Origin of the sequence: Streptomyces sp. NPDC021080 (assembly GCF_044333225.1) — a bacterium.
GTDB lineage: Bacteria > Actinomycetota > Actinomycetes > Streptomycetales > Streptomycetaceae > Streptomyces.
In genome coordinates, this window is record NZ_JBIRQM010000010.1 from 198,024 (window position 1) to 210,690 (window position 12,667).

A 12,667-nucleotide genomic window follows, 5' to 3' on the forward strand; every position below is an offset into this window, starting at 1 on the left:
CGCACGGGCCACCACCTGAAGGTAAAAGCAACGTCGGAGAGAATATGTCTTCAACTTTCGAAGTCAAACTTGGGGTCTTGTGGAGTTATTTCGAGTGCTGTCCCAAGTGATGTGACGTAGTTGTGTTCAATAATTGAACATCAAGTGCCCGTACGGCCCACCTCGACGGGAGCGGTGCGGGGAACACGGGGAGGCGGCGTTCGCATTGCCCTCGGCGGCTCGAGCGGCGAGGATCCGGTCATGGCGCAGACCACGGTCGTCAATCTCAAGGGTCACCGCGACGATCCCGCGTACGCCGACGTGGTGTACGTCGGCCGTGCCATGCACCGGGGTGGCTGGCATCTGGCCGGCTCCCCGCTGGCGAGCCCGTTCCGGCCGGGGCACGACGGCACCCGGGACGAGGTCGTCGAGATGTACCGCGCCTACCTGCTGGCGCGTCCGGAGCTGCTGGCCCGGCTGCCCGCCCTGCGCGGCCACCGGCTCGGCTGCTGGTGCGTCCCCGAGCGCTGCCACGCCGAGGTGCTCGCCGAACTCGCCGACGAGGGCGTCGGCGAGGGCCTTCCGGAGCCGGGCGAGGAACCGTAGACATCGTCCCTGGCGAGGAACCATGGGCAACGGCCCGGACGAGAAGCCGCAGGCGACGGCCCGGGCGAGAGAAGCCGCAGGCGACGGCCGAGGCGAGGAGCCGGGCCGGCGCCGGCAAGACCCCGCCGGTGACGGACGGGGCGGTGACAGGCGGGCCGGTGCCGGACGGAGCGGTGTCGGGCGGACGGGGCGGTCAGCGCAGTCGCTGGCTGATGACCTTCGAGACGCCGTCGCCCTGCATGGAGACGCCGTACAGCGCGTCGGCGACCTCCATCGTGCGCTTCTGGTGCGTGATCACGATCAGCTGGGAGGCCTCCTGCAGCTCCTGCATGATCCTGATCAGCCGCTGGAGGTTGGTGTCGTCCAGCGCCGCCTCGACCTCGTCCATCACATAGAACGGACTGGGGCGCGCCTTGAAGATCGACACTAGGAGCGCGACGGCGGTCAGCGACCGTTCGCCGCCGGACAGGAGGCTGAGCCGCTTGACCTTCTTGCCCGGCGGCCTGGCCTCCACGTCGACGCCCGTGGTGAGCATGTTGTCGGGGTCGGTCAGGATGAGCCGGCCGTCCCCGCCCGGGAACAGCCGGCTGAAGACGCCCTCGAACTCCCGGGCGGTGTCCCGGTACGCCTCGGTGAAGACCTGCTCGACGCGCTCGTCGACCTCCTTCACCACCTGGAGGAGGTCGGCGCGCGTCTTCTTGAGGTCCTCCAGCTGCTCGCTGAGGAACTTGTGGCGCTCCTCCAGCGCGGCGAACTCCTCCAGGGCCAGCGGATTGACCTTGCCGAGCTGCTGGTACGCCCGTTCGGCCGACTTGAGCCGCTTCTCCTGCTCGGCACGGTGGAAGCGCCGGGGCCGGTTGCGCGGGTGCTCGGGATCCTCGGGCAGTTCCTCGCCCTCGGCCGGCAGCGACGGCGGCACGAGCTGGTCGGGGCCGTAGTCCGCGACGAGTCCCGCCGGCTCGACGCCGAGTTCGTCCAGCGCCTTCGTCTCCAGCTGCTCGATGCGCATCCGCTTCTCCGCGCCGAGCACCTCGCCCCGGTGGACCGAGTCGGTGAGCTTGTCGAGCTCCTCCTTGAGATCGCGGCCCCGGCCCCGCGCGGCGACGAGCTCCTGCTCGCGGCGGGCCTTCGCGCCGTCGGCGGCGGTGCGCTCCTCCTCGGCGCGGGCGAGCGAGATCTCGACGTGCGCGAGCAGTTGGCGGGCGCCGGAGGCGACAGCCGAGGCGACGGCCGCCTCGTGCCGGAGCCGGGCGCGCCGCTGTTCGGCACGCGCGCGTGCCTCGCGTTCGGCGCGGGCGGCCCGGTCCAGCGAGTCGGCCCGTCCGGCGAGTCCCTTGACCCGCTCCTCGTGCGTACGGACCTGGAGGCGCGCCTCCATCTCCGTCTGCCGCGCGTTGGCGCCGTCCGCGGCAAGCCGGTCCCGTACCGAGGTGTCGGGTTCCTCCTCGACCGGCATCTCCTCGGCCACGGCGAGCCGTTCGGCCAGCTCCTCCGCCTCGGACACGGCCCGGTCGAGCGCTTCCTGCGCGCGGGCGGCCGCCGCGGTGCTCCGCTCCGCCTCGCCGACGGCGCCGCGCGCCTGTCCGGCCAGCCGTCCGAGCTGCTGTGCGACGGACGACTTCTCCCGCTCGGCGGCCCGCCTACGCTCCCCCAACTCCTCTACGAGCACGGCCCGTTCGCTGCGCAGCTCGGCGGCCAGACGCTGCGTCTCGGCCAACTCCTCACACCGGACGGCCAGTTCTTCGATCTCGGCCGTCGCCTCGTCCACGGATGCCTGTACTTCGAGCAGACTGGGTGCCCCGGCGGACCCGCCGTGCGCGAAGTGCGCCCCGAGCAGGTCGCCCTCGGCGGTCACCGCGGTGAGTCCGGGCCGCGCGCAGACCAGGTCCTCGGCCTCTTCCAAGGTGCCGACGACGACGATCCCGCGCAGCAACCGCCGTACGGCGGGCATCAGTTCGGCGGGTCCCCGGACCAGATCGGCGGCGTACGACGGCCGGTCGCCCCCGTCTCCGTCCCGGTCGTGCTCCTGGTCCCGGTCTCGCTCGTCCTCGCGCTCGTCCTCGTTCTCGTTCTCGTTCTCGTGAGGGCGTACGTCCGTGGGGGCGCCGTTCGTCGGCGCGGTGCCGGCGTCGGGTGCCTCGGGCGCTCCCGCGAGCAGCAGGGCCGCGCGGCCGGCGTCCTGCTTGCGCAGCAGGCGGATGGCCTCCGCGGCCGCGGCGGGCGTGGTGACCGCGACGGCGTCGGCGGCGGCTCCGAACGCGGCGGCGAGCGCGACCTCGAAACCGGGGCTGACCGACAGCAGTGCGGCGGCGGGGCCGAGCACCCCGGTGAGCCGGTCCGTGGCGCCGAGCAGCGCTCCCGTGCCGTCCTTGCGCCGCAGGCCGAGGGCGAGGGCGTCACGGCGGGCCTGGGTGGCGGCCCGCCCCCGTTCGGCCGTGGTGGCGGACTCGCGGGCCGTGCTCAGCGCCGCCTCCGCGTCGGCCAGGGCCCGCCTGGCCGCCTCGTGCTGCTCGGCGAGGTCGGCGTCGCCCGCGTCGAGGCCGTCGACCTCGGCCTTCAGCTGCTCGTACTCCGCCTGGGCCGTGACCGCGCGCTCCTGGGCCTCGTCGCGGGCGGCGGCGAGCCGGTCGATCTCGGCCTGAGCGGAGGCGGCGCGCGAACGGGCGGCGTTGACCTGGCCGCCGAGGCGGGCGAGGCCCTCCCGGCGGTCGGCGATGGCGCGGGCCACGTCCTTGAGGCGGCGTTCCTCGATCGTCAGTTCGCGCTCCAGTTCGGCGCGGTGCGCGACGGTGTCCTCCAGGGCCCGCTCGGCCGCCTCCAGCGCGGCTTCGAGCTCGGCCTCCTGCTCGCGGACGCGGGCGGCCTCGCGCTCCATGTCCTCGGGGTCGCGCCCACGCCGTTCCTCGGCGGGCACCGAAGTGGCGCTCTTGACGCGGGCGTCGGCCAGCGAGATCGTGCCGCGCACCCGCTCGGCGAGCTGGGAGAGTTCGTACCAGGTCTGCTGGGCGCGCTGCAGACGCGGGGTCAGCTGCCGTACCTCGTCCTCCAGCAGGGCCTCCCGCTGGAGCGCCTTCCTGAGTTCGGCCTCGGCGGACTCCTTGCGCTGCTTGAGCGCGGCCTCGTCGGCGATCTCGGACTGGAGCGCACCCCGCAGCCGGACGAGATCGTCGGCGAGGAGGCGCAGCCGGGCGTCGCGCAGGTCGGCCTGGATGACGGCGGCACGGCGGGCCACGGCGGCCTGCCGGCCCAGCGGCTTGAGCTGGCGGCGCAGTTCGTCGGTGAGATCCTGGACGCGGGCGAGGTTGGCCTGCATGGCGTCCAGCTTCCGCAGCGCCTTCTCCTTGCGCTTGCGGTGCTTGAGGACGCCGGCCGCCTCTTCGATGAAGGCGCGGCGGCCCATGGGGTCGGCGTGCAGGACGGAGTCGAGCTGACCCTGTCCGACGATGACGTGCATCTCCCGGCCGATGCCGGAGTCGGACAGCAGTTCCTGGATGTCGAGCAGCCGGCAGGTGTCACCGTTGATCTGGTACTCGCTGCCGCCGTTGCGGAACATGATCCGCGTGATGGTGACCTCGGCGTACTCGATGGGCAGCGCCCCGTCGGAGTTGTCGATGGTCAGCGACACCTCGGCCCGGCCGAGCGGCGGACGCCCGGTGGTGCCGGCGAAGATGACGTCCTCCATCTTGCCGCCGCGCAGCGACTTGGCCCCCTGCTCGCCCATGACCCAGCTGAGCGCGTCCACGACGTTGGACTTGCCCGAGCCGTTGGGGCCCACGACACAGGTGATGCCCGGCTCGAACCGCAGCGTGGTCGCGGAGGCGAACGACTTGAACCCGCGCAGGGTCAGGGCCTTGAGGTGCACGCCGCTGGACTCTACCTTTCGGGCCGGTCTCACTCCATGAACGCGCGGTTTCACCCGTGAACGCGCAGGGCACACCAGACGTTGAAGAGGGGGAGGAGCGTCGGGGGAAAGAAAGAAGGGACGCCTGCGGGCGTCCCTTGCAAATCTGACAACTTAGCGGTTGATTCGGGCTGCCCAACCACTGCTGTCGTGGTGCAGTGCAGTGATCAGGTGAGCGCAGGCTCCGCCTGGGGTACGTCGATGCTCTCGAGAAGCGAGTCGTGAGAAGCGGCAGCCGCGAGCGCGTCGTTCTCGGCCTGGATCCGTACAAGCTCGGATTCAAGGTCCTGGACGCGCTGCTGGAGCCGTCGCATCTCGGCAATGAGTCGCGGGTCGGAACCGCCGACGTAACCGAGAAGCGCCTTTGCCATGATGGATGGTCCTCCACACTGAGTGACCGACCGAAGCGGTGTGGGTCGTGAGGGAATCGCACCCGCGATGCTTGACACTGCTGATGTCCTGCTGCCGTTCCACATGCCAAACAGCTAAGGTGCGCGGGGCTTTCAGCGTCTCACCAAAAAGTTTGACGGTCAACACGATCACACCCTGTATCGGCGGGCAACCCACTGTCGCGCGGCTTCGGAAACGGCGGCGCGGTGACTCCGGTGGGGCCCTCAGGGCGTCGGGATCATCGTTATCTCGGGAGCCTGCCACTTCGCGCCGTTCTTGGCAACCACCAGGCCCTTTCCACTACTGACGGGTGCCGGAGGCATACGCCACGCCACCTTTCGGAGGCCTCTCGGGCACTCTCGTCAGCGGATGGCGAAGCCGTCGTAGATCCCCCGCGGCGTGTCCCAGATCTCAGTGACTCCGTCCACCCGGCCGGGCGTGTCGTCCCCCTGGAGCCAGTCGAGCAGACTCTGGCAGCCGGCCCGGGGGCCCTCCGCGACCACCTGGACGCGTCCGTCGTCGAGATTGAGAGCAAAACCACTCAGCTCGCCGATCTCCAGCGCCCTGGCCCGCGTAAACCAGCGGAAACCCACACCTTGGACCCGCCCGCGGACCCAGACGACCAGCCGTGAAACCTCGTTCATGGCTGCACGCTAACCGGACAATGTCTCTTGGAGCACATCCTCCCCTTGCGCCATGCGGTACCGTCCCGACCCAATGAGTCTCATTAGAAACTCACTCTTTCGGGTGAGGATCGGGTGAGGATCGCTGACTCAAGATCGAGGAAGGCCCAAGAGATGGGACGCCACCGACGCTCCGACGCCGGCCGCGCCGCCACAGGGCGCGCCACCGGAGTCACAGATACGAGCGGGACCCACACGGAAAGCTACGGCCCGGAGAACCTGTACGGCTACGCGGCCGTCGCCGATCTCCCGTCCGCCTCCTCCGCCCGCTCGCACCGCAAGCGGAAGGGCCCGAGCCCGGTCAAGACGGGACTGCTCGGCGTCTCGGCGGCTGTGGCCCTCGGCACCGTGGCCGTCGCGGCCGGTGTCGTGCCGGGCAGCGACAACTACGCGCTCGGCGGTGGCAGCAACAACTCCGACAGCATCCAGGCCGCGGGCTCGCCCTCCAGCGTGGCCACCCAGCAGGGCGGCACCTCGGGCAGCGCGGACGCCCGCGAGGGCACGTCGACGAGCCGTGGATCCGGGCGCGCGACCGAGCCCTCGACCGTCGCCCCCTCGACCTCCACGTCGCCGTCGGCCGCTCCGACCACGACGGCGCCGCCGAAGACCCAGGACAAGGACAAGGGCAACGGCAACGGCAACGGGGCCTCCAAGGAGAAGGAGACGAAGGAGCCCAAGGCTCCGAAGCCTTCGAAGACCGAGACCAAGGCGCCGGTCGCCAAGACCCCGGTGAACGTGTCCGCGGAGACCGCCGCCGAGGCCGAGGTGCTCAAGCTCGTCAACGACGAGCGCGCCAAGGTCGGTTGCAGCCCGGTGGCCGCGAACAGCGCCCTGACGGACCTGGCCCAGGCCTTCAGCGAGGACATGGCGGCGCAGGACTTCTTCGACCACACCGACCCGAGCGGGCTCACCCCGTGGGACCGTGCGGCGAAGGCCGGGATAACCAGCCTCGGCGGCGAGAACATAGCCCGCGGCCAGGCCGACGCGGCAGCCGTCATGGAAGCCTGGATGAACAGCCCCGGCCACAAGGCCAACATCCTGAACTGCGACTTCAAGACCCTCGGCGTCGGAGTCCACTTCGGCGAGGGCGGCCCTTGGTGGACGCAGGACTTCGGCTACTGAGGTAGCCGTGAATCACGTGGTCGGCCCGCTCGGGGGGTCGGCCACGTGGTGTTTTCCGGTGCCTGTCCGAGCTGCGGCGTGCGCGTCGGCCGTGATGCGTTCCACGACGTCCATCCGCGACAACCGGCCCTGCGCATCGGCGACTTCGCCGACTCGGCCCGAAGCAGCGGAGACGCTCTCGCGCGACCGGCCGGAAGCCGTGCGGAACCCCGCCTGGCCCCGCACGCACGGAGCCGCCGCCCACGGGAAGTGAGCGGCGGCTCCGTGACGCGTGCGGCTCCGACCAGCCTCCTGGCCGGAGCCGGCACCCGCCGGGTCAGTACCCTGCCGGGTCGGTACCAGACAGGTCAGTACCAGACCGTGCAGATGGTTCGGTGGCCGCTGGTGTCACCGCATGCCCGCACCTTGTGCGGCGATCCGTCGAACAGCAGATTGTTCTGCGGAGTCTGCGTCGACCTCGACGAATCGTTCGTGGCCTGGCGCTGGGTCCAGCTGCTGCCGCCGTTGATCGAGTCGTCCAGCCACACCCGCGCCCTGGAGGCGTTGGCGCTGCCGGAGATGATCCCCTTGACGTAGTCGTGCCCGTCCGGGCACCGCCAGACCTGAAGGATGACCGTGTCCCCGCTGCCCGAAGCCGTCTTCTGCTTCGAGTACGTGCAATCACCGGTGCCGTACGCGCTCGCCGTACCGCTGGTGGCCACCACGCCGCCGACAGCCACGGCGAGGGCTATGGCGATTCTGCCGACCGTCTTCTTCATTTAGTACCCCGTTCCTCCGTCACGCATCGCAGCGTGAACCCCTCGGGTCGAATGAGGGGTTGCGCCCGATTCTAGCCCTCCAAGATCATCGGGTTGGCCCCGGGCGGGACCGCGGGTCAGGGTCGGACGGCGAGGGTGGGGAGCAGGAGGGCCCCGGCCCCCAGGGCGACCCCGCCGACGACTGCCGGCGCCTGCTCGGAAGCGAATCCACCGCCTGGCCCACGAAGCTAACCGAGGGTTAGTGCGACCCTCTGGGTGGCGCTGTCGCTGAGTATGCTGGCGGCATGGAATCGTCCGCGCCGATCACGGAGCACCCCGGCAGCGACGAGGGCACCGTGTGCGCCGGCGGCAAGGACCTCGCGTACAACGTGTTCGCCCGCGGCTGCCCGTCCCGGGGCACGCTGGAGCACGTCACCGGCCGTTGGGGCTCCCTCACGCTGGGGGCGCTGCACGACGGCACGGTCCGGTTCAACGAGCTGCGCCGCCGGGTCGACGGCGTGAGCGAGAAGATGCTCTCGCAGACCCTGCACGCGCTGGAGCGCGACGGTCTGGTGCACCGTGACGCGCGGCCCACGAACCCGCCGCGCGTCGACTACACCCTCACTCCGCTGGGCCGCGAGGTCGCCGAGCGCCTGCTGGCCCTCATCGACTTCGTCGAGGGCCGTATGGACGACGTCCTGGCGGCCCGCGAGCGCTACGACGAGGCCCGCGAGGCCCGGCCCGGGGCGTAGCCCGGCACGGGGCCCCGGCCGCGAAGGCGCGGGGCGGCGTGGCCGGGGCGTCAGGCGGACGGGCGCGGTGCGCGCTGGCAGCGCGGGCAGAAGTAGCTGGAGCGGTTCATCCAGGCCCGCCGGCGCATCGGTGTCCCGCAGCGGCGGCAGGGTTCGCCCTCGCGCCCGTACGCGTCGAGCGAGCGGTCGAAGTAGCCCGACTCACCGTTGACGTTGACGTACAGGCTGTCGAAGCTGGTGCCGCCCGCGGCGAGGGCGTCGTTCATGACATCGCGGATGTGGCCGAGGAGTTCGGCGGTGCGGGGCCGGGTCATGGTCCCCGCCGGGCGCTCGTAGTGCAGCTTGGAGCGCCACAGCGCCTCGTCCGCGTAGATGTTCCCGACACCGCTGATCAGTGACTGGTCGAGCAGGGCGCGCTTGAGGGTCGTACGGCGGGCCCGCAGCGCGGTGTGGAAGGCGGCGTCGTCGAAAAGGGGATCGAGGGGGTCGCGGGCGATGTGCGCGATGACGTCGGGGAGGCCGTCCGGGGTGTTCTCGTGCAGCGACAGCCCGCCGAAGGTGCGCTGGTCGACGAAACGCAGCTCGGTGCCCCGGTCGTCCTCGAAGCGGACGCGGATGCGCAGGTGCTTCTCCTCCGCGGCGTCCTCCGGCTGCACGAGGAGCTGACCGCTCATGCCGAGGTGCGCGAGCACGGAGTACGGGGAGTCGTCGAGCGGCAGCCACAGGTACTTGCCGCGGCGCATCGCCCCACCCACCCGGTGCCCGGCGAGCGCTTTCGCGAAGCCGTCGGGCCCCGCCAAGTGCCGCCGTACGGCCCGCGGATGGCGGACGTCCACCGATCCGACGACCCGCCCGGTGACCCAGCGTTCCAAGCCCCGCCGCACGACTTCGACTTCGGGCAGCTCGGGCACGGGACTCCTCCTGAGGGGCGGGCTGGGCGGGTGATGCCGGAAGGGTACATCGCACCGGGCGGCGCCCGTCGGGGAGCGAGTCGACTTGGGCTCTCCCCCGTCGGAGCCCGGGCCGCCCGGGCCCGCGGCCGTCAGGGAGCGGTCGTCCCCGGGCCCCCGCCTGCCTGGAAGCGAGCGCCCCGGGCCCACCCCCCGCCGGAGCGAGTCGCTCCGGGCCCGCGGCCGGCGGGCAGTGGTTCGTCCCCAGGCCCACCCCGCCGAGAAGCAGGCAGCCCCGGGCCCACCCCCGCCGGAGAGCGGTTCGTCCCCGGCTCGGCGGCACCCGGCCGCCGGGCCGGCATCGGCCCTCGGTCCTCGGCCCTTCCGCCGCTCGCGCGGCCCCTGCCCCGGCCCTCTCCACCCGGGTCCGGGGCCGTCGCCCCGCGACCGGGGCACCGGCAACGCGCGGACCCCGCCGCGGCGCGAGTGCGCCGGGGCGGGGTCCGGTACTACGGGGTACTACGGGTGCCGGCTGACATACCGCGAGTTCCGTGGTACGTCAGCCGGTCGAAGGATTCAGGCCGTGGCCGTGTCGGTGGTGGGCGTCGAGGAGGCGTCGGCGGCCTCCTCACCGTCCTCGGCCGCCTGCTGGGCGGCAGGAGCCGCCTGTTCGGCGGCCTGGGCCGACTTCGCGCGTTCGTCCGCGGCGGAGTGGATGGCACGCCACGCGGATTCCGCGGCCTGCTGCTCCGCCTCCTTCTTGCTGCGGCCGGTGCCGGTGCCGTACGAGACGCCTCCGACGCGGGCGGCAGCAGTGAAGACCTTCTCGTGGTCCGGGCCGGTCTCCGAGACCAGGTACTCGGGAACCCCGAGCCCCTCGGTCGCGGTGAGTTCCTGGAGACTGGTCTTCCAGTCCAGGCCGGCACCGAGATTCGAGGACTTCTCGATCAGCGGGTCGAAGAGCCGGTGGACGAGTTCGCCCGCGGCCTCCAGCCCCTGGTCGAGATAGACAGCGCCGATCACCGCTTCGAGGGTGTCGGCGAGGATGGACGCCTTGTCCCGGCCTCCCGTGCCTTCCTCGCCCCGGCCGAGCCGGATGAAGGAGCCGAGTTCGAGGCCGCGGCCCACCTCCGCCAGCGCACGAGAATTGACCACCGCGGCCCGCAGCTTGGCCAACTGGCCCTCGGGCAGGTCGGGGTGGGTGCGGTACAGCGTGTCCGTGACCACGAGGCCCAGAACGGAGTCCCCGAGGAACTCCAGACGCTCGTTGGTCGGCAGACCGCCGTTCTCGTACGCGTAGGAACGATGGGTCAGCGCACGCACCAGAAGGGCGGACTCGAGCTTGTAGCCGAGCCGCCCTTCCAGAAGCGTGTGGGACGAGGCTGTGTTCTCCGCCGGGCCACCCCCGCTTGCGCGGAGAGAGTGCTTCTTGGCGTCAGACATCAGACCTCTCACCAGCCGCTCAGACCTCGAGGACCTGGCGCTTGTTGTAGGTGCCACAGGCCGGGCACGCGATGTGCTGCAGCTTGGGCTCGTGGCAGCGCTCGCACGCAACCAGGGTGGGGACCGCAGCCTTCCACTGCGACCGGCGGTGGCGCGTGTTGCTGCGCGACATCTTCCGCTTCGGAACAGCCACGGCTACTTCTCCTGCTTCTCGTCGACGCCAGGCTCGGCGCCGCTCAACTCGTCCTTCTCGCCATCTTCGAGTGAACCGGCGAGTCCCTGCAGTGCCGCCCAACGGATGTCGACGGCGTCATGGTGGTGGTCCGGGTCGTCCGTGAGCCGGACTCCGCATTCGGAGCACAGGCCCAGGCAGTCGTCCTGGCACACCGGCTGCATCGGCAGTGCGAGCACCACCGCATCCCGCAGCACGGGTTCGAGGTCGAACAGGCCGTCCTCGAGGAAGAGAGTGTCCTCGTCGTCCTCGGCGTCGTCGACCGGCTCCGCCTTGGGGCGGCCCCGGTCATCGGCGTCAGGGTACGAGAACATCTCCTGGAAGTCCGCTTCGAGTACCTGCTCGAGCGGCTCCAGACACCTTACGCACTCCCCTTTCGCCGATGCACGGGCGGTGCCTGTGACAAGCACACCTTCCATGACCGACTCCAGACGGAGTTCGAGCTCCACCGGGGCGCCTTCCGGCACTCCGATGACTCCCTGGATCCCGAGATCCACGGGAGCGTCGATCGTGCGGGTCAGGCGCTGCAGCGCGCCAGGACGCCGCCCCAGCTCGTGCGTGTCGAACACGAGAGGATTGCGGTGGTCGAGGCGGGCGTTCAGAGCCATTCCTGCTTTCGATCTTCCAACTCGAGGAACGCCGCCCTCGGTGTTCCTGGGGCAGCGCTGATCGCGGACGTACACGCGACCGAAGAGCCAGGATACTGGACCTTTCGCTCTCGGCCCAATCCGGTGCGCGCCGCCGCCCCTGGCGACGGCGCGAGCCTCTTCCGACCGCGCGGTCAGTGGCCGCCGCGCCCCTGCTCGTACGCCCTGAGCTGGTCCGCGCTGATCATGCTGGTGTCGAAGAGGCTGGCCTCGTCGAGGGCGTGGTTCTGCTGGTCCATGGCATGGGCCTGCTGCTGGGCGTAGACCTGCCGGCTCTGGTCGTACCCCTGCTGGTCGTAGCCCTGCTGCTGGTAGGCGGCGTACGGATCGGCCTGCTGGTAGCCGTACGCGTCCTGCTGCTGGGTGTACTGCTGCTGATAGCCGTACGGGTCGGCCTGCTGCTGGTAGGCGTACGCGTCCTGTTGCGCGTAGGACGGCTGGGCGGCCGGCTCCGGGGCCTGGACGGGCCGCTCGGGCTCGTCGGCCAGCTCCGCGAGGCCGGCCAGGTAGTCGGCGTCGCTGGTGTGCGCCCCGGGCGTTCCGTCGTCCCCGAAGGTGCCCAGCTCGCCCAGGTCGTCGCTGGCGATCCGGCCCTGGAGCTTCTCCCGGCCGCGGCCGACGGCCTCCAGGGTCTTGGCGAGGACGGCCTCGAAGGCGCCGAGCTTGGCGTCGACGTAGTCGTCGGCGTTGCGGCGCAGGGTCTCCGGGTCGTAGCTGCGCTCGGGGGCGTCCTCGTCCTCGTATCCGTCCTCGTCGAGGCCCGGACCGGTGCCGAGGAGCTTCTCGCGGCCGCGGCCGACGGAGCCGAGGGTCTTGGTGAGGACGACCTCGAAGTTGGCGAGCTGGGAGTCGACGTAGTCGTCGGCCTCCGCGCGGATCTCCTCGGCCTCCTTGCGGGACTCGTTCAGGATGCGGTCCGCCTCGTTCTGCGAACGGCGGGCGACCTCGGTGTCGGAGATCAGGGAACCGCGCTCGGCGTGCGCGGTCTCGATGATCCGCTCGGCCTCCTGACGGGCCCGCTCGACCATCTCCTCGCGGCCGCCGATCAACTCCTGCGCCTGGGCGAGGGAGCCGGGCAGCGCCTGGCGCACCTCCTCCAGCATCGAGAGCAGTTCGGCGCGGTTGACCACGCACGATGCCGACATGGGCATGGAACGGGCGCTGCCGACCGCCGAGACGATCTCATCGAGCTTCTTCTGTACGTCCACCGTGTGCTCGCCACTCTCTACAGCTGTGATGGAGACGGACGGGACGACTGTACGACCACTCCCGCACCGCCCGACAC

12 protein-coding genes are annotated in these 12,667 nt (G+C 71.1%); 3 read left to right on the forward strand and 9 right to left on the reverse strand.

Going from position 1 to position 12,667, the window contains the following annotated elements; genetic code table 11:
- The first annotated feature begins 240 nt into the window (after positions 1 to 240).
- Positions 241 to 585, forward strand: coding sequence for a DUF4326 domain-containing protein (locus tag ACH4S8_RS25300; RefSeq protein WP_398397721.1), 345 nt, complete (start codon positions 241 to 243; stop codon positions 583 to 585).
- A gap of 193 nt (positions 586 to 778) precedes the next feature.
- Here ACH4S8_RS25300 and ACH4S8_RS25305 read toward each other — a convergent pair whose 3' ends face one another.
- The 3 genes from ACH4S8_RS25305 to ACH4S8_RS25315 form a co-directional block, all read right to left on the reverse strand.
- Positions 779 to 4,447, reverse strand: a complete 3,669-nt coding sequence (locus ACH4S8_RS25305) for an AAA family ATPase (protein ID WP_398397723.1) — start codon at positions 4,445 to 4,447, stop codon at positions 779 to 781.
- Positions 4,448 to 4,653: 206 nt separating this feature from the next.
- Positions 4,654 to 4,857 carry a hypothetical protein gene (locus tag ACH4S8_RS25310; RefSeq protein ID WP_028802434.1) on the reverse strand — a complete coding sequence of 68 codons (204 nt, stop codon included), beginning with the start codon at positions 4,855 to 4,857 and terminating at the stop codon, positions 4,654 to 4,656.
- Between the two features lie 381 nt (positions 4,858 to 5,238).
- Positions 5,239 to 5,520, reverse strand: coding sequence for an acylphosphatase (locus ACH4S8_RS25315; protein ID WP_328447682.1), 282 nt, complete (start codon positions 5,518 to 5,520; stop codon positions 5,239 to 5,241).
- Between the two features lie 153 nt (positions 5,521 to 5,673).
- On the opposite strand from ACH4S8_RS25315, the gene ACH4S8_RS25320 reads away from it, so the two are divergent.
- Positions 5,674 to 6,681: a CAP domain-containing protein gene (locus ACH4S8_RS25320; RefSeq protein ID WP_398397726.1), complete on the forward strand. Its 1,008-nt coding sequence runs from the start codon at positions 5,674 to 5,676 to the stop codon at positions 6,679 to 6,681.
- A 347-nt stretch (positions 6,682 to 7,028) separates the two neighbouring features.
- Here ACH4S8_RS25320 and ACH4S8_RS25325 read toward each other — a convergent pair whose 3' ends face one another.
- On the reverse strand, positions 7,029 to 7,439 hold the full coding sequence (locus ACH4S8_RS25325) for a hypothetical protein (RefSeq protein ID WP_398397728.1): 411 nt from the start codon (positions 7,437 to 7,439) through the stop codon (positions 7,029 to 7,031).
- A 284-nt stretch (positions 7,440 to 7,723) separates the two neighbouring features.
- On the opposite strand from ACH4S8_RS25325, the gene ACH4S8_RS25330 reads away from it, so the two are divergent.
- Positions 7,724 to 8,170, forward strand: a complete 447-nt coding sequence (locus ACH4S8_RS25330) for a winged helix-turn-helix transcriptional regulator (RefSeq protein ID WP_398397730.1) — start codon at positions 7,724 to 7,726, stop codon at positions 8,168 to 8,170.
- 50 nt (positions 8,171 to 8,220) lie between these two features.
- Here ACH4S8_RS25330 and mutM read toward each other — a convergent pair whose 3' ends face one another.
- The 5 genes from mutM to ACH4S8_RS25355 all read right to left on the reverse strand — a co-directional run bounded on the left by mutM (position 8,221) and on the right by ACH4S8_RS25355 (position 12,590).
- Positions 8,221 to 9,081: a bifunctional DNA-formamidopyrimidine glycosylase/DNA-(apurinic or apyrimidinic site) lyase gene (gene mutM, locus ACH4S8_RS25335; RefSeq protein ID WP_398397732.1), complete on the reverse strand. Its 861-nt coding sequence runs from the start codon at positions 9,079 to 9,081 to the stop codon at positions 8,221 to 8,223.
- Positions 9,082 to 9,636: 555 nt separating this feature from the next.
- Complete coding sequence (gene rnc, locus ACH4S8_RS25340) at positions 9,637 to 10,503, reverse strand: ribonuclease III (RefSeq protein ID WP_398397734.1); 867 nt, start codon at positions 10,501 to 10,503, stop codon at positions 9,637 to 9,639.
- A gap of 19 nt (positions 10,504 to 10,522) precedes the next feature.
- The gene (rpmF, locus tag ACH4S8_RS25345; RefSeq protein ID WP_006139588.1) at positions 10,523 to 10,696 is read right to left on the reverse strand and encodes a 50S ribosomal protein L32; all 174 of its coding nucleotides are present in this window, start codon (positions 10,694 to 10,696) and stop codon (positions 10,523 to 10,525) included.
- A gap of 2 nt (positions 10,697 to 10,698) precedes the next feature.
- The gene (locus ACH4S8_RS25350) at positions 10,699 to 11,343 is read right to left on the reverse strand and encodes a YceD family protein (RefSeq protein ID WP_398397737.1); all 645 of its coding nucleotides are present in this window, start codon (positions 11,341 to 11,343) and stop codon (positions 10,699 to 10,701) included.
- Positions 11,344 to 11,516: 173 nt separating this feature from the next.
- Positions 11,517 to 12,590 carry a cell division initiation protein gene (locus ACH4S8_RS25355; protein ID WP_398397739.1) on the reverse strand — a complete coding sequence of 358 codons (1,074 nt, stop codon included), beginning with the start codon at positions 12,588 to 12,590 and terminating at the stop codon, positions 11,517 to 11,519.
- Positions 12,591 to 12,667 lie beyond the last annotated feature (77 nt).

What these genes read in the sequence shown, in the direction of transcription:
- ACH4S8_RS25315 (WP_328447682.1), bottom strand. Translation starts at nt 5,520, where the DNA reads ATGAACGAGGTTTCACGGCTGGTCGTCTGGGTCCGCGGGCGGGTCCAA.
- ACH4S8_RS25320 (WP_398397726.1), top strand. Translation starts at nt 5,674, where the DNA reads ATGGGACGCCACCGACGCTCCGACGCCGGCCGCGCCGCCACAGGGCGC.
- ACH4S8_RS25350 (WP_398397737.1), bottom strand. Translation starts at nt 11,343, where the DNA reads ATGGCTCTGAACGCCCGCCTCGACCACCGCAATCCTCTCGTGTTCGAC.
- ACH4S8_RS25310 (WP_028802434.1), bottom strand. Translation starts at nt 4,857, where the DNA reads ATGGCAAAGGCGCTTCTCGGTTACGTCGGCGGTTCCGACCCGCGACTC.
- ACH4S8_RS25300 (WP_398397721.1), top strand. Translation starts at nt 241, where the DNA reads ATGGCGCAGACCACGGTCGTCAATCTCAAGGGTCACCGCGACGATCCC.
- rnc (WP_398397734.1), bottom strand. Translation starts at nt 10,503, where the DNA reads ATGTCTGACGCCAAGAAGCACTCTCTCCGCGCAAGCGGGGGTGGCCCG.
- ACH4S8_RS25330 (WP_398397730.1), top strand. Translation starts at nt 7,724, where the DNA reads ATGGAATCGTCCGCGCCGATCACGGAGCACCCCGGCAGCGACGAGGGC.
- ACH4S8_RS25325 (WP_398397728.1), bottom strand. Translation starts at nt 7,439, where the DNA reads ATGAAGAAGACGGTCGGCAGAATCGCCATAGCCCTCGCCGTGGCTGTC.